At 58.9% G+C, this 16,624-nt stretch carries 12 protein-coding genes and 1 pseudogene; 9 read left to right on the forward strand and 4 right to left on the reverse strand.

Annotation, left to right across the window (positions count from 1 at the left end):
- The 3 genes and pseudogenes from PQQ52_RS03220 to PQQ52_RS03230 form a co-directional block, all read left to right on the forward strand.
- A pseudogene (locus PQQ52_RS03220) lies at positions 1 to 649 on the forward strand (trifunctional transcriptional regulator/proline dehydrogenase/L-glutamate gamma-semialdehyde dehydrogenase); the annotation flags it as partial.
- Positions 650 to 715: 66 nt separating this feature from the next.
- Complete coding sequence (locus PQQ52_RS03225) at positions 716 to 1,510, forward strand: avidin/streptavidin family protein (RefSeq protein WP_408206799.1); 795 nt, start codon at positions 716 to 718, stop codon at positions 1,508 to 1,510.
- An 82-nt stretch (positions 1,511 to 1,592) separates the two neighbouring features.
- Positions 1,593 to 1,928 (forward strand): BON domain-containing protein, encoded by a 336-nt coding sequence (locus PQQ52_RS03230; protein WP_408206801.1) that lies wholly within the window; start codon positions 1,593 to 1,595, stop codon positions 1,926 to 1,928.
- A 659-nt stretch (positions 1,929 to 2,587) separates the two neighbouring features.
- On the opposite strand, the gene PQQ52_RS03235 is transcribed toward PQQ52_RS03230, so the two are convergent.
- Entirely contained in the window at positions 2,588 to 2,812 is a 225-nt protein-coding gene (locus PQQ52_RS03235; RefSeq protein WP_408206803.1) for a MarR family transcriptional regulator, read from the reverse strand.
- Positions 2,813 to 3,483: 671 nt separating this feature from the next.
- Between PQQ52_RS03235 and ald the strand changes: the two genes are divergently transcribed.
- Positions 3,484 to 4,602 (forward strand): alanine dehydrogenase, encoded by a 1,119-nt coding sequence (gene ald / locus PQQ52_RS03240; protein WP_408206804.1) that lies wholly within the window; start codon positions 3,484 to 3,486, stop codon positions 4,600 to 4,602.
- A 310-nt stretch (positions 4,603 to 4,912) separates the two neighbouring features.
- Here the strand turns inward: ald and PQQ52_RS03245 are convergent, their stop codons facing one another.
- Positions 4,913 to 5,860, reverse strand: coding sequence for a LysR family transcriptional regulator (locus PQQ52_RS03245; RefSeq protein ID WP_408206806.1), 948 nt, complete (start codon positions 5,858 to 5,860; stop codon positions 4,913 to 4,915).
- A 231-nt stretch (positions 5,861 to 6,091) separates the two neighbouring features.
- On the opposite strand from PQQ52_RS03245, the gene PQQ52_RS03250 reads away from it, so the two are divergent.
- The 3 genes from PQQ52_RS03250 to PQQ52_RS03260 all read left to right on the forward strand — a co-directional run bounded on the left by PQQ52_RS03250 (position 6,092) and on the right by PQQ52_RS03260 (position 10,153).
- Positions 6,092 to 7,861, forward strand: a complete 1,770-nt coding sequence (locus tag PQQ52_RS03250; protein WP_408206808.1) for an adenine deaminase C-terminal domain-containing protein — start codon at positions 6,092 to 6,094, stop codon at positions 7,859 to 7,861.
- 183 nt (positions 7,862 to 8,044) lie between these two features.
- Entirely contained in the window at positions 8,045 to 8,770 is a 726-nt protein-coding gene (locus PQQ52_RS03255) for a YczE/YyaS/YitT family protein (RefSeq protein ID WP_408206810.1), read from the forward strand.
- 300 nt (positions 8,771 to 9,070) lie between these two features.
- Positions 9,071 to 10,153: a porin gene (locus tag PQQ52_RS03260; RefSeq protein ID WP_408206812.1), complete on the forward strand. Its 1,083-nt coding sequence runs from the start codon at positions 9,071 to 9,073 to the stop codon at positions 10,151 to 10,153.
- 187 nt (positions 10,154 to 10,340) lie between these two features.
- Here PQQ52_RS03260 and PQQ52_RS03265 read toward each other — a convergent pair whose 3' ends face one another.
- Together PQQ52_RS03265 and PQQ52_RS03270 are read right to left on the reverse strand one after the other, a co-directional pair.
- A complete protein-coding gene (locus PQQ52_RS03265; protein WP_408206813.1) occupies positions 10,341 to 11,579 on the reverse strand; it encodes an NAD(P)/FAD-dependent oxidoreductase in 1,239 nt (412 codons plus the stop codon).
- Positions 11,580 to 11,721: 142 nt separating this feature from the next.
- Positions 11,722 to 13,053: an MFS transporter gene (locus PQQ52_RS03270; protein ID WP_408206815.1), complete on the reverse strand. Its 1,332-nt coding sequence runs from the start codon at positions 13,051 to 13,053 to the stop codon at positions 11,722 to 11,724.
- A 415-nt stretch (positions 13,054 to 13,468) separates the two neighbouring features.
- Here PQQ52_RS03270 and PQQ52_RS03275 point away from each other — a divergent pair, with 415 nt between their 5' ends.
- Positions 13,469 to 15,121 carry a serine hydrolase domain-containing protein gene (locus PQQ52_RS03275; protein WP_408206817.1) on the forward strand — a complete coding sequence of 551 codons (1,653 nt, stop codon included), beginning with the start codon at positions 13,469 to 13,471 and terminating at the stop codon, positions 15,119 to 15,121.
- Positions 15,121 to 16,581 carry a M81 family metallopeptidase gene (locus tag PQQ52_RS03280; protein ID WP_408206819.1) on the forward strand — a complete coding sequence of 487 codons (1,461 nt, stop codon included), beginning with the start codon at positions 15,121 to 15,123 and terminating at the stop codon, positions 16,579 to 16,581. Before PQQ52_RS03275 ends, PQQ52_RS03280 begins: the two co-directional genes overlap by 1 nt.
- Positions 16,582 to 16,624 lie beyond the last annotated feature (43 nt).

The raw sequence follows: 16,624 nt of genomic DNA on the forward strand, positions 1-16,624 counted from the left end.
CTACCGCCTGCTGGCAAGACGACCAGCTGGCTTGCCCCAGACGTTGATGGCTTACCAACGGGAGGGCATGCCCGCCGGCGAGCCGTCTGGCGAACTGCGCGTGCTCGGGGATTTCTTCCTGGCAGAGGGCGACGCCATAGCGGCGGCCTACTGCAGTCATTTCGCATCGTACGCATTGCGAAACTTCTCCGTAGCACTTTCCGGTCCGACGGGTGAAACGAATACGTACTCGCTCCACGCGCGTGGCGCAGTGCGCTGTATTTCCACGACCACCCGAGGCGCCCGGGTGCAATTGGCAGCGGCGCTTGCCGCCGGAAATCGGGTTTTGTTCAGATCAGAAGCGGGTGCCGCCTTGATCGATGCACTTCCAGATCCGATTAAGCGCCATGTGGCTATTCACCGAAAGGAAGACGCCTACGAGGCGGTTCTGTTTGAAGGGGATAGCGATGCCCTTCTCGGCGTAGTGAAACAGATTGACGCGCAGGCGGGTTCGATCGTGCCGGTGCAGTGTGTCGCCACGGGCACCTTCGATCGCCAACCGGAGGAACTTGCCGACAACTATTTGCTTGAACGCCTCGTCCACGAGCGGACCGTCAGCGTGAACACGGCAGCGGCGGGCGGCAATGCCAACCTGATGACGCTTGGTTGAGACTGGATCGACTCTACGGACATTACTTCATGTAATGCCGTTCATTTGAATATAAACAGGAATCCAATGAACATGAATCTGGTTGGCAAGTGGGGTAATCAGTATGGCTCGGTCCTGGAGATTCACGACTGCGACGCCGATGGGAGTTTTCGGGGCATATACCGCTCCGACACTGGAGCGTCCGGCATTTATCCGATGAACGGTTACGCACACGGTGGGACCGGAGCTAGCCAGCCGATTTCTCTTTCCGTCTTTTGGCGTCCAACCGATAGTCAGGTCTTCGATCCGAGCTGGCATTGGATGTCGGTTATGACGGGCACGCTGTTTCTTGACGAGCCGATCACAGGACAGCAGCAACTGTTGCACGGACTGGTTGCTTCCAGTTTGCATGAAGCCGTCGATATTTATGGCCCGGGTATCTACACGGAGTCGCTGACCTTCAGTCCGCTAAGTGAGCGCTTGCCGGGGGGACAGTCGTTTGCCTTTGGAACGGCAGAAAATAAAGTCAGTGTTGAGTGGTTGAACGCTTGTCCGGATTCGCCTTTCAGGGCGCTCAGCTATACCTATGACGATGCGGGCCTGGTCACTGGAGCGTTGACTCAACAAGATCTGACGTCCGTGCGCGTGCAAGGATTCACGGACCCCAATCCGCGCGAAAGGCTTCAAAGTATTGCATTGACCGCACTCGTCACTGATAGGAATGGGCGCGCCTGTGCGATCGGCATGGGTGGATTTATCGATCGGCAAAGCAATACGGCGAAGATCGAGCGTTTCTCGTCAAGTGCGGTCTCATATACCAACAGATACAGCGGTGTCGCCGTAACGCATGAGAGGTTCGCGGTTACTAGCAGCCTGCTGTGATTGTTCGGAGGGAAATGACGGGCTCAATGTGTTTCGATCGTGACGAGTTTTTCAACTCGTAGAGTATTCAAGGAAACGGAGAATGATGATGCGAAAGCTTTGCCTTTGGGTAGTCTCGGGCGCACTGACAATTGCGGGTAGTGCGTCATACGCGCAAGGCGGGTCGCCATTAACGCCGGAGGCCGCGTCGCAAATCATCGCGGCTAACGCCCTGAACAAGCAAATGGTCGAGGATGTGGGGAATGCACTTAATTCCGTGGGAATCGATCTGTCGCATGTCAAGGTCAGAGCGCGCGATGGGGTCGTGACGTTGAGAGGCCAGTTGAGAAGCAATGAGGCCGTTCAGTTGGCGGGGGACACCGCAGCGTCGGTGTCAGGTGTCAAGACGGTCAAGAATCGTCTACGTGTGCGCAAGTGAGAGTGGTGGCTGGCCCCGACCCAGCAAATAGTCCAGTTCCAAAGCTGGGGAGGGCAGCTTGCGTGTGACGCGCCGGGCACTAAGGATCCTGTCGCACGCGCTCGCGCATGACTCGCGGAATGATGAGGGCATGAGCCAGTGTATGAAGCGCGGCTTCGGCTGTACGGATTCCTGTTATCCCTCGAGTGGGGATTTGAGGCTAGCCCACCAGGACCGGATCGGACACGCCACGCGGCCTTTTCTGGTTTGTCGCGGCTGTTGATTTTGCAGTATGGGTAGGATAATGGGTAGGCTGCGGCCGGGGTGTGCGGGAGTCAAACCTGGCGGGGCATTGCAGCCGGTTGTTGGAATCGGCTGCCTTCCGCCGGAACGTTCCTTGAGCTTCCCGGGGCGTCTCCGTAGAGGGAGTCATAAATCTTCCACCTCGAAGTTAATTCATTGAAAAAGTGCCTGCCCGATTTTCGTTGGGTTACATCTGTTGTCCGATCTTCGTGGGGGCAACATTTGCGCGCAAAAGAGGGACCACCTTTGCGAAACCACTCCCACGAGACGCTAATGTTGCGCCTAGTCGTTTCGTAATATGAACTGAGACCGGCAAAGTGAACCGTGGCCGAACTCTATATCGCGCGGTCTCTACAATGAGATCACTGCCTTCATCCCTAAAAAAAGACATGCACATTCTTGTTGTCGGGCATTTGACGCCGCTCGACATAGCCTAACGTTTCCATTGCTTTCATTGCGGCGAACGTCGTTGGTTCCATTACGCCGGCCTGCAGGCTCAACTCACGCTGCGTCAGGCCGTCCCTCTCCCACAGTATCCGCAAGAGGGTCCAGTGCCCGAACGATACCGTGTGCTCAGTGAGCCGCATTTGCAGCGCGCGCACGAGTGAACGCGTAGCGTCTTTGACGAGGTGCGCGAGGCGTCGTTCGGCACCGCGTCGTGCCAGTGGCGCAGCATCTCGGCAGTCTCGCGCGGTGCGGTATCCGCTGTTTTCTTTCGTGTCGTGACAGTGTTCAAAAAGCTCAAGGTATCGCCCGAATCGTCATGACAGCAGCGTTGCAAGCGAAATAGAAAAGACCCACATGGCGTCGGGCTAAATCCATATCGAAGGGAGACATGGAAGAGACGGGACTAGATATAAACCCTTAGGTATGCGATGTAAGATGATGGACACCTGTCGCCCGGTTCAGGCGTTTCAACCAAAATTCACCACAATTACATTAACAACCCCTGCGACACCGTCGATAGTATTGTGGAAATCACTACGCTTAGCCGGCTATAGCACCTACGTCACGCTCGATTTCCGCATGCATCGCGTCCCGATGCTACCCGTCACAACCTGCTACTGGCCACGCGCCCGGCGATGGCATCGCTAACAGGTGAAATCGAGTAGATGGTGGAGATCGTTTCTTGCGATCCTGCCGCGTGCGTGCGTGCGTGCGTGCGTGCGTTAGCGTCGTCGACGCCTCCCTCGTCAACGCTCGCCGCTCGTGCTGGGCGTGTGAGGACTCAGATTATTTCGCGGCAGACCGGCAGTCCCATACAGGAGGCAATATGCACATAGGCGTTCCGAAGGAGATCAAGAACCACGAGTATCGTGTCGGTCTCACGCCGTCTTCCGTGCGCGAGATCGTCGCGCATGGACACAGCGTGGACGTGGAGACAGGCGCCGGCGCAGGCATCGGCGCAACGGACGACGCGTACCGGGCCGCGGGGGCGCAGGTTGCGCCCAGCGCAGAAGCGGTGTTTGCCGCTGCCGACATGATCGTCAAAGTGAAAGAGCCTCAGGCGCCCGAGCGGGCGATGCTGCGCCGAGGACAGATTCTTTTCACCTATTTGCACCTCGCGCCGGACCCCGAGCAGTGCGCCGATCTCGTCCGAAGCAACGCGGTCTGCATCGCCTATGAGACCGTCACGCAACGCGGCGGCGGACTGCCTCTGCTCGCGCCCATGTCCGAGGTTGCGGGCCGCATGTCGATTCAGGCGGGCGCGTTCAGCCTGGAACGCGCGCACGGTGGCAAGGGTATCCTGCTTGGCGGCGTGGCGGGCGTGCCCTCCGCGAAGATTGTGGTCCTCGGCGCCGGCGTGGTCGGCACCAATGCCGCGCAGATGGCTGTCGGTACGGGTGCGCAGGTCGTCGTAATCGACCGCAATGTCGATGCGTTGCGACGCATGGACCGGCTGCTGGGCGCACGCGTGACCACCGTGTATTCGAATCAGGACAACATCGAACGACACGTGCTCGATGCCGACCTCGTGATCGGCGGCGTGCTCGTCCCCGGCGCCGCTGCGCCCAAACTCGTCACGCGCAAGATGGTTGATGCGATGAGCCCCGGCTCCGTCATCGTCGATGTCGCGATCGACCAGGGAGGATGCTGCGAAACCGCGAAGCCTACGACTCACGCGGACCCCACGTACAAAGTTGGCGAAGTCGTACACTACTGTGTCGCAAACATGCCCGGCGGTGTACCGCGCACGTCCACTTATGCGTTGAATAACGCGACGCTTCCCTTTGTCCTGCAAATCGCCGACCTGGGCTGGCGCAAGGCGCTTACCGATGACGAACATCTGCGTCGCGGCCTGAATGTCGCGTTCGGCAAAGTGACCTGTCCCGAGGTCGCCGAAGCACTGGGCTACACCTGCGAGGATGCAGGTGCCATCGCCACTGAATAGCAAAAACATCGAGACGGAGCGCGGGCGGGTTTATCCGGTCGCGCTCTTGAGCCAACATGGTGACGAGTGTTGCGGAATGGTGCGCGCAATCATGCCATCTTGCAGATGCTGGCTTTTGCACGGGAGTGTCGACGGGCAGTCGATAGACGAGGTGCACTGCTTGTTGGCGCCACTCGCGTAAAACGGTGGCCAGCGTCCGAATCGAAATGAGCGCTTAGCGGGGGCCGGTCTTCACAATTTTCATAAATTCAGGAGTCCAAATATTTCCTGAACGACTTAGCGCGACAGATCCCCATTTCGTGGATCAGCGTCATCCGCTCATCGCCCCCAATACGCTCATGATTTCCTCCGCGAGCAGCAAGCTCGCAAGGCCATGTCCGAGCTTTTCGCGGCGCACGAGGGAGAGGACGTTCTTGCTGAAGACGCGGTCACGAATCTGTCGGTAAGTGAGAATCTCCTGGCGGTGCTCCTCCGCGATGTCGAACTTGCTGAGAAACGCAATGCTTTCGCTCGCAGCGGCAAGGCGTTTCATCGTCTCGATCGAATTTGTTCGAAAGGCTGGCTCGACGCTGAGTCCCGCTTCCGCGAAAGTATCGGCGACGATGCCGTGCATAAGCATGGATCGGTCGGCGAAGATGAGTGGATAAGAGGTGCAGTAGGCGAGCGGTATGGACTCCATGCGCGCCAATGCATGGTTCGGTGCGATCACAGCACCGAGGCGCGTGTCCATCTCCCAAAGGATTTCGAGTTGTGGCGATGGCGCCAGGTTGAAGCCCAGGCCCAGATCGGCTTCACCGCTGACAAGCGCGTCCAGGATTTCGCGCGCGGACATGGCCGTGATCGAAATCTTGATATGAGGGTGGTGCGTACAGAAACTTGCTGCTGCAGTGGAGGCGATTCCGCTGGCGAGCCCAGTCACGGTGGCAATGATCACTTCGCCCTTCTGCAGCGTTTTGAGGTCGCGTATCTCGGCTTCGACCTGGCGGTATTCCAGAATGGTTTTGCGCACATGGGCAAGGAGGATTTCCCCTGCCTGCGTCGGTCGCAGTCCGCGCGGCAGGCGCTCGAACAGCGGTTCGCCGATCTCCTCTTCAAGGAGCAGCAGATGCTTATTGATGGCAGAAGGGGCAATGTGCAGCTTTTCGCCAGCACCGCGGATCGAGCCGGAACGTGCAACTTCGTCGAGGTAGCGCAGCAATCGTGAATGGAGCATGTTCGGCTGCCTCCCTGGTCGGTCGCCTGCCTCTCTGGTCGGCATAGCGTACTCGAAAAGTGCACGCTCCGTGCAAAAAACGCTTCTTTTTAGAAACGCTCACTTCAGTCTTAATTGCACCAGTCGCAGTGGCAGCCGCTGGTGATCTGAAATGACCTACCCAGCACGCTCCCGACCGGTTTTTCCGCAAATATTGTTTGGATCTATTCCAACAAATTGGTCCGCGGCGGCGCGACAAAAAGCAAGCTCAAACCAATTGATGAAAGTGAGACAACCATGTATCAAGAAGTCAGCGAGAGAAACGCCACAGCATCCGGGCAACGTGGCCAGGTGACTGCCCACTACGACCAGGTGAAAGGGATTTTCGATGTTCTCAATGGAAAAAAAGAAGCCGATCTTCTCCTGAAAAATCTGAATATCCTCGATGTCCACAGCGAAACTGTCTATCAAGGATCCATTCTGGTTTACGACAAGCGCATCGTCGCATTGAATCCGGACGAAGCGGCTATCAAGGTGCGCGAGGTTTTTGACGGTGAAGGCCTTTACGCCATTCCGGGTTTGATCGACGCTCACGTTCACTTCGATGCGCAATTGGCCCATCCGGCAGCGTTTGCCGAGGCCATCGTCCCTTGCGGTACGACCACCATTTTTTCCGAATGCCTCGATTTTGTGAGTGCGGCGGGCGCAGAAGCGGTGCAGGCCACCGAGCAACTGTTCAAGAACCACGAACGCCTACCCTATCGGGTGTATGCATTCGCACCCGGAAAGAAAACTTCCGTGGCGGTCACCGACGCCCTGCTGAAGATGGATCCGGTGATCGGCCTGGGCGAGCTCGCGCACCTGACCTACAGCGTGGGCAATGATGACGATTTCCGCAAATCGGCATTGGGGCGCGCCAAGGGCGGTTTCATGAACACTCACTGGGGCGTGACTACGCTGTCGGACATGATGCTGAACTACATGCCCGCGATCGGCGCCTTCGCCAACCACGATGTCTGGAAGGAGGACGACATCGAGAAAAGCGTCCGGTACGGCCTTCAGACGCAAATCAAGTTCGGCGTCGGCAGCAGCGAGGTGATTAAAATCATGCTGCGCGCGATTGTCAAACGTAAGTGGCCTGCCGAGAATTTTCAACTGTGCGCGGACAATATCTCGGTCGACCGCCTGTTGACCAAGGGCCACATGGACTGGATCGTTTCGCTGTGCGCCGAAATGGGCATCGATCCGATCAAGGCGATCAAGATGGCGACCCTTTATACGGCGCGTGCATTCCGGATGGACAACAAGTTCGGTTCGCTGACGCCAGGCCGGTTTGCCGATATCGTGCTGACCGACAGCCTGTCGAAGATTAACCCGCGTTTTGTTTTCAAGGATGGCGAACTGGTCGCCAAAGATCGCAAGCTGTTGAAGCAAGCCGATATCGACTATTCCAGCATGGTGAAAAAGCCGGTTCCGGGTCTTGGCGATCTGACGCCGGAACAACTGGACCTTGTTCCGCTGGAGATCTCGGCAGATGGCGAGCAGGCGAAGGTGTACCTGTTCGACGTCTATGGCCGCGGCCACGAGAAGTTCTATCAGGAACTCTGGGTGCCGTTGCGGGACGGCAAAGTCGTCGCCGAAGTAGGGGGCGTCAAGCTCAACCGGATTTCGGTCGTACAGCGCTATGCCGACGGCAAGCGTCATGTGGTCAACGGTCTGTTCAAAGGTGTTGACATCGAGCGCGGCGCCGTCGCGACGTTCTGGCCGGCGCCCAAAGCCTACTTCGTCGCGGTCGGACAGGACAGCGCGGAAATGTGCCATTGCCTCCAGCGCGTCGATGCTTATGCGGGCGGCTGCATCGTCACCGAAAACAAGGAGGTAAAGGCGGTGCTGCCGCTGGATATCTACGGCGTCATGGCCAATATGAACCTTCCTGAACTGATCACCGCGACCCGCGCCATCGACGCCGCGTTGGAGGCGATGGGCAATCGCAATGAGGGCGAGCCCGTGGTGAACAAGCTCTTGACCTTGTTCATCTCGCTGGACCGCTTCGGTTTCATGGTTTGATGCCAATCTGACAGGAGAAGGCCGGCGGGTACGCTAGTGCCCCGTCGGCCGTGGGAGCTGAGGATGTAACCGGCGCCTTCATTCCGGTACACCGCAAAAAACTCCCCGCAATAGCGCGGTGCTCCATCATCAGAAAAGGCGACCAGCACCGGACAAAAGTAGGAAGACAACCAAGGGGCAGTAATGGCGCACCATGCAAGGGAAGCTGAAGTCATTGATACCGGGAGCCTGAAACGGCGCTGGATCACGTACGTGATTGGCATTTACATACTGACCCTGGGCATCAGTCTGGCGATCAGGGCTGGCATAGGCATTTCACCGCAAAGCAGCCTGACCCGGACGATGACCCTCGTGTACCCGCGTCTGAGCCAGGGAACGTATAACTTCATGCTTGAGTTGTTCATGCTGTTCCTGACTTATCTGGCCGCGCGGAAAGACTTCAAACTGAAGAACTTCGCCTCGTTGATTCCGGCATTTGTGCTGGCTACGTGCCTGGATCTGAACCTGATGCTGACCAGGTCGATCGGTTTTCAGGACTATCTCCCGAAATTCTTCCTGTTAGCTTTCGCAGATGCATTGCTGGCTTTCGGCCTGTTCCTGATGATCCGCGCGAATCTCGTACTTATGCCGATCGACATGTTCGTCAATACGCTTTTCAAGCGCACGGGACGAAAGTGGGGTGACATAAAGACGGCCTTTGACTGCACACTTTTGATCGTCAGTGCGGTAATCGGGTTCACTCTGCTTGGCGGACCCAAATTCATCCGCGAAGGCACGTTCATGAATGCCATTCTGGTGGGGCAGTACATCAAACTCTATTTCTTTCTGTTCCAGAAAATCAAAACTGCGATCGTGTCGTATCACCGAAGATCGTTGGAACATCGGTCCTATTCGCGTCAGCGCTTTTGAACCGAGGCGGTTGCCAGCGGCTGAGCCGATGGCAATCGTCCAGGTTTGCGTGCCGCGTCAAAATCGACGCTGCGCACGTGCCAACAGGGGGAACATCAAAGTCGGCTCCCCAAACAATCGATTGTTTGTGATCGTCTGCAGGTCGCATCCGGCACGCTGCCGCATTTGATTTGCTGCCAGACCGCAGGCCTCGAATTCGGCCTCAAGTATCAGTTGCGCCCGCAATTACCCCAGGCTTCGAGACGTCAATCATGACGTCGGCACCCACTCGTCATTTAAAAGAGCGAAAGAGGTAATACTATGCTTATAGAAAGTGCTTGCACTGCTTTGCTGAAAAGGGTCTGCCGCGTTACCGCGATAATCGCCTCTATGGTGATAGGCGCTCACGCATACGCGCAATCGAGCGTGCAGCTATATGGCATCGTCGATACATGGGTCGGCGTCCAGAAATATCCCGGCAAGGCTGCTAGCTGGCAGGAAGGCGGCGGTGGTCTGTCTACCTCGTTCTGGGGCTTCGGTGGTCAGGAGGATCTTGGTGGCGGCTACAAGACGATCTTTGCTATCGAGGGATTTTTCCGTCCACAGAACGGCGCGTATGGCTCCTTCAACGGCGACCCGTTTTTCTCACGCAACGCCTATGTCGGTCTCACGACACCCGCCGGCACCGTCTCGCTTGGACGCCAGAGCAGCCTGCTGTATTTGCAGGCATGCCAGTTCAATCCGTTTTACGCCTCTTTCACGTTCTCGCCGACCGTCGTCCAGATGTATGCCGGCCTCGGTACCTATCCGGCGTACAAGACCGATCAGGGGATCGTCGGCGGGACCGCCTGGAGCAATGCGGTGCAATATGCCACCCCTGATCTGCACGGATTCATCGGCCACGCAATCTACGCGTTCGGCGACAGCAGCTCGGGGAACGGCAGCAAGCAGTACGCGCTGCAGGCTTCTTATCGGAACGGTCCCTTTGCCGCCGGCGCCGTCTACCAGTACGCGAACTTTAACTCGACGGCGGGCGACCTGAATTCGCTGCTGAAGGGTTTTCACAGTCAGACAGCGACCCAGCTCGCAGCTTCGTACGAGTTTTCGATTGCGAAGCTATACGGCGAATACACCTATACCAACGACAATGTGATCAGCAAGGATTTCCACGTCAACATGTTCGAAGGCGGCGCGGCAATCGCTGTCGGAATGGGCAGGATTCTGGCGTCGTATGCGTATTCGCGCGATTCCGGCGGACTCAATCAGACCCGCCAGACGGCATCGCTGGGATACGACTACCCGCTCTCCAAACGCACCGACCTCTACGCCGTGTACATGTACGACCATTTTGCCGGTTTGTCGTCTGGCGAGACTGCGGGAGTGGGGATTCGCGCGCGGTTCTAGGCATGCGTCACCGCCATCAAAGTCCGTCGGACGGTGGCGGTTTTTAGCAGATATGTTTCGCGAGGAAGCTACCTACGAAGATGCTTGCTAAGGCGCACCCGCTAAACTGTTTTGTCGCATTAAGCTGTACCGCGTATCGATACGATCAGACTCCTTTACCGCGATGGAACCCACCTCGGTGCCGACCTTATTCACTGAACCGGTTGGCACGAAACGGGTGCGGATCCACCACTAGGGATTCGCCGGTAATCATCTCGGCAACCAGGCGTCCGGTGACGGCGCCCAGCGTCAATCCGTGATGGGCGTGGCCGAATGCGAACCAGAGATCTTTGTGGCGGCTTGCGGGTCCGATAATCGGCATCATGTCGGGTGTGCAAGGGCGTGCTCCCATCCATGGTTCGCTGTCGATACGTGCCCCAAGCGGAAACAGCGTGCGCGCAATCGGTTCAACGGCATTCAGTTGGGTTGGCGTGCGGGGCGCATCGCGACGTGCCAGCTCGGCGCCTGTGGTCAGCCTGATTCCGCGGCTCATTGGAGCAATCAGGTAACCATGCTCGACGTCGAGCACCGGATGGTTCAGGCGCGCTCCCGGTTGCGCTTCATAGTGCATGTGATAGCCACGCTTGACGGCCAGCGGCAAGCGATAACCCAACCGCGAGGTCACCTGGTCCGACCACGGCCCCATCGCAACGACGACGGAGCTGGCTTCGATCACGCCCTCATGGGTAGACACTGCCCACTTGTCCTTGAGCGTCGTGCCATCGCCAAAGAAAAAACGACCGCCTAGTTGCTCAAAATACCTTGCATAGGCGGTCACTAGCGCATTGGGATCGCTCACCGAATCGGACGTGACATATCGGAGCCCGGCCAACAGTGAGGTATCCAGGTCCGGTTCCGTCTGACGCAAGCGCGTGGTGTCGAGTGAATCGAACTCGATGCCGAATTCACGATGCCACTGCTCGGCAAGCCTCGTCTCCTCGTCCTGTTTGGCTGCCGTTCTAAAAACCTTCATCCAGCCGATCGGACGCAGTAACGAACTCGCGCCGGCTTCTTGCGCAAGCGCCCGGTGCTCGGTCACGCAGTGTTCGATCAGCGTGGCATAAGAGCGGGCGATGGCCGCATGGCGGCGCGGGTGCGAATTGCGCCAGTACTGCCACAGGAAAGGCGCGAGCTTGAGCATCGCGTCCGGGTGGTACCTGACATCGGTTGACTGGTTGCGTGCGTAGCGCAAGAGGGTCTGCAAGCCGCGCGGAAATGCATACGGATAGACGCCTTCGCGCTGAATCAGTCCAGCGTTGCCGAATGACGTCTCGTTGCCGGGCTGCCTGAGGTCCACCAGCGCAACTGACCGGCCGCGTTTTTGCAGGTGCGCGGCCACCGACACACCCACTATGCCGGCGCCGAGCACGATGGTATCGAACTTCATCGCTCGTTCCTTGTGATTCGTTTCATGTCAGCGCCAATGCGATTCAGCATGTTGGCGATCTGCTCGCCGATCGACGCCGACGGCCGCGATGAGCGGCGGCGAGCGTCTGGTGCCATTGGCGTCCCGCGCTGCCCGGCATCGCTCAGGAGGTTTCGGCGCAAGTGTCGACCGGATTGTTGTCGGTCAAACGCTGCTGGCTATAAATCCCGAACATCCAGATGGCGACACAGGCAATCAGCAGGGGAACCAGAGGACCCACCAGGCCCAACAGGGCAATTCGATGATGGAGTTCGACAGTGGCCGGCGCGCCTGCGTGGTAGCCGATGAGCGACAGGAGACCGCCCGAGACTACGCCACCGAGTGACAGGCCGAGTTTTTGCGCGGACATGAACATGCCCAGGTAAAGCCCAAGAGACGGTCCTCCCCTGGCCGATTTTACGGTGTCGAGCACCGAGGCCGTCAGGGCCACGCCCGCTACCGAACAGATGATGCCGTAGATCGCGCCGGCCACCATGACCACCGGTATCAACCCAGTGGCAAGGCCGGCCCAGTACCCGATAAATGCGGCGACGGTGACGAGAAAGCCGACCCGTAGCGTTCCATTGTCGCCAAGGCGGCGCAATACCGGAACGGCAAGTGGCAGACCCAGGAGCCCGCCAATCAGCACGGGTCCCGCGAGCAGGAACAGGTCCTCGGGGCGGCGTCCAAGCAGATATTGGTTTTCATAGGCAATCAGGGAATTCAGACAGCCTCCCGCTGTGCCGAGAGCGATGATCACGATGATGAGCGCAAGAAACGCCCGGTTACGCAGGACGGCAACGATGCCGTCACGCAGCGACATTTCCGCGGAGGATTCTGATAACGCAGCGGGATGAACTGGGGCGTTACGGACCGCGCTGTAAAACCAGGCGTACATGAACGCCATCGCCAGCGCTACCACCAGCGTCATGGTGAGGTAGCCCCGCTCGCCACCGCCGCCGAACCGGATCAGGATCGGCACGCAAACCACGAGCGCAATCGTAGTGAGGGCGGCGCCGAGGTTCCCGACGGTAAGAAATTTGTTGCGCTGGAGGGAGTCCGTTGCCAGGTCACCGGCCAGCGCGAGAAAAGTAACGCCGAAGACGGTATAGCAGGTCGCTTGCAGAATCTGGACCAGCACGTAAAAGGCGGCAAGCAGCGGCTTGGAGGTAATCGCGGGGTGAAAGAAGGTTAGGGGCAGAAGCACCATTAGCGCGAGCCCGCTCAGGATACAGACGCGCAGACGGCCGCCCGCGCGCAACGCCAACTGGTCCGAATAACGTCCGATCGGCATGTCGACAAGGACGTCCCACAGCTTGGGCGCCGCCAGAATCATCCCGGCAAGCCATGGTTCGAGATGCACGTATTCGGTGAGGAAATACAGAAGCAGCATGGGAACCGGGGTAGCGGCGAGCGCGTTGGCGGATCCGCCCGCGCCATATCCGCCCAGGCGCATCAGACTGATACCGCGGCTGGAATTCGAAGTAGATGACATGCCAATTCCTGTTAGGCATCCTGGGATGCGAGTGTCCCGGCCGGCCGATGTCGGCACGGTGGTTTTCTGCATAGTGCCAAATAAGAAAAATATTTACAATATGGAAAATGCTCTTGGACTTTTCTCCGTTACTGCGACGTCGGTGACGGATTCGGTCAGCGACTGACTGGGAGACCGTTGTTGATCAAGGTGTTGCCCCTGTCGGGCGGGGCTTGTGGCGTAATGCGATGGCTTTGTCAGTGTCGCGAACTATGCCGACGGCACCTCGGGTGAGGCCGAATTTATCTGTTTTAGAAAAAATTGACTTATTGGAAAATTGGTCAATATACTGCGTGCCAGTGCGCCGGTGGCGTGCGCCGACCTGCGGAGGAGACCGATGGCGGACGCAGATCCAGATTCACGAGTGAGTGCCCTCGACGACATCTTTGCGCGATTCAATCGCAGCGATGCGCCGGGCCTGGTGGTTGGCATTGCACAACATGGCATGCTCCACCGGCGTGGCTTCGGGCTCGCAAGCGTGGAGTTGGCCGTAGCGAATACGCCGGGCACGCGTATGCGCATCGGCTCGACGAGTAAGCACTTCGCCTGTCTCGCAGCGCTGTTGCTCGCCGAAGATGGGAAGCTCGATATTGAGGCGAGCATTCGCACTTATATCCCCGAGCTGCCGGTGCTGGCCGGCGAACCGACACTGCGCCAGCTCATGACGCATACCAGTGGCTACCGGTGCTATCTGGACCTGAGCGTGCTAGGTAACGTCGGCGCGATGATGGAAAAAGGTGACGCGCTCAGGTACCAACTCACGCAACAGGACGTGAACTTTGCGCCAGGCGAGCGCATGGCGTATTGCAACGGCGGCTACCATTTACTGTCGATCGCTATCGCGCGCGCCAGCGGCATGGCGTTCGAAGCCTTCCTGAAGCAGCGTATCTTCGAACCGCTCGGCATGGTGGATACCGATTCCGTGCCGAGCGACCTCACCGTGGTGCCGGGCAGGGCCACGCCGCACGTACCGCAGCCGGACGGCAGCTATCGTCGCGGTGTTCTGCCGCTGGAAGATCTACTGGGCGAAGGCTCGATCGTCTCGACCGTGGCTGACATGCTCATATGGCTCGCGCATTTGCGCGGCACCAAGCGGATCGGCAGCGACGCAACCTGGGTGCAGATGCTGTCGCCTGCCCGTTACTCGAGCGGTGTGGTGGGTACGTACTGCCTTGGGCTGGAGCGGGAGAAATATCGGGGTGTCGAGGTGATTCACCATGCCGGGGCGGTGGCTGGCGGCGCTTCGCAGATGATTACGGTGCCGGCGCACGCACTCGACATCATCGTGATCACGAACGGCGCCCCGGTTAGTCCGACAGAGCTTGCGTGGCAGGTGATCGACCGGCTGCTTGGCGATGGCGTGCTGGAGGCCGCACCGCCACGCGTCAAAACGGCCGAGCTGGCCGGGCTTCTCGGGCGCTACTGGTCGCAGGACACGCGAACGCTCGTCGAAATACTCGACGATAAAGGCGATCTTGGCTTCAATCTGCTCAACTCGATAGCGTTGCCGGTGGTCGCCGACCAAGGCCGGTATTGCGTGACGTTTCCTGGTATGGGACCGCTCTCGTTTCGCCATGTGCCGACCTCGCTGCTAAGCGATGCGCCGGTCATTGAGTTATCCAATTGCGGGCACGTCGATCGACTGGTGCGCCTGCCAGACGTTCCGCCGCCTGTCACGGAATTCGCCAGCGGGCTTATTGGGAATTACGTGTCGAACGATCTTGCCGCGAGCGGAACGATCAGCTTCGACGGTAGCAGGGCGACACTCGCCGTCAGGGGCACGCGCGGCGGCTGGAGCAGTGAGCTGCAGGTCATATCGCGCGACGTTGCTGCAACCTCTGTTAAGCCAGGGGAGTTGAGCGTGCCCGCGGTGCTGGTTGTCGAGCGGGAAGACGCGGGGTTGGTGCGCGGCTTCCGGTTGAGTACCACCCGCTCGATGAATCTGCATTTCGCACGGGTTGACGACAACGCGAATCAGGAGTGCGAATAATGAAAATTTTTACCACAACGCTGATCACCGAAACGAATACCTTCGCGCCGAGTCCGACCGGACTTGGCGGCTACGAGGCATTCGGGATTTATCACGGCGATGCCAGCACGGTGGCGCCGGACGGACTCGGGGTGGGAATAGCCGAATTGCGCAGACTTGCGGCCGCGCAAGGTCACGAAATAGTCGAGAGCCTGTCGACGATGGCGCAACCGGCGGGGCGCACCGTGCAGCGAGTGTACGAGCGGTTTCGCGAGGAAATTCTCGCGGATCTGCGCGCGGCGCTTCCCGTCGACGCCGTGCTGCTGATATTGCATGGTGCGATGGTCGCGGAACACTGTGACGATTGCGAAGGAGATTTGCTCGAGGCCGTTCGCGCACTGGTCGGTGACGAGGTGCCGATCGGCGTGGAGCTCGATTTGCATTGCCACTTTACCGAGCAGATGCAGCGCAACGCAAACGTCATCATCTGCTACAAGGAATATCCGCATACGGACATTATCGAGCGCCTGCGAGAGGTGTTCGCGCTGACTGTCGCGACTGCGGAAGGGCGCGTGCGTCCCGTGACCGCGGTCCATGATTGCCGCATGGTAGGTAAATGGCATACCACCTGCGAACCGATGATCGGCTTCGTTAGGCGCATGCAGTCACTGGAGGGACGCGACGGCATATTGTCCGTGTCGTTCGGCCATGGTTTTCCATGGGGAGACGTGGCGGAGACGGGCGCCAGGATCTGGGTGGTCACCGACAACGATGAAGCCACGGCTCAGCGCATCGCGGCGCAGCTAGCCCAGGAGTTATGGGACATGCGTGAAGCGGCACGCCCGGCGCACCTGTCGATCGACGACGCGCTGGATCGCGCGCTGGCTGGCGACGGCGGTCCGGTGGTGCTTGCCGATCTCGCTGACAATCCGGGCGGCGGCGCGCCGTGCGACAGCACGTTCATTCTGCGGCGGCTCATCGAGCGCGGTATCGCAGACGTAGCGCTTGGCTGCATGTACGACATCGGCTCGGTCCAGGTCTGCAGGGAAGCGGGTGTCGGCACGCGGCTTACGCTTCGGATCGGCGGTAAGTTGGGAGTGAGTTCCGGTGCGCCGCTGGACCTGGTGGTAACGGTTCGTGCGCTAGCGGACGAACATCATCAAAGCATGGGCGCTATGGCACGCCCATTGGGTTCGGCGGCGTGGGTGTCGACGGATGACAACATTGACGTTGTGTTGATGACGGTGCGCGAACAAACCATTGCGCCAACTGCCTTTACCGGACTCGGAATCGATCTGGCGAGCAAGCGCATTGTGGTGGTTAAATCCTCGCAGCATTTCCATGCGGAATTTGCGCCGATTGCTCGAGAGGTGCTCTATGTGTCGACACCGGGGGCATTAACGCCTGATTTCGTCAATATCCCGTATCGCGTTCGCAGCCTCAACTACTGGCCGCGCGTTGAGAACCCATTTGAGGCGTGACCGGAAAAACACGCGAGAGCGAAACTTCATGCAGGCCGGGCAG

It is taken from the genome of Paraburkholderia sediminicola, from assembly GCF_046030555.1.
GTDB lineage: Bacteria > Pseudomonadota > Gammaproteobacteria > Burkholderiales > Burkholderiaceae > Paraburkholderia > Paraburkholderia sediminicola_E.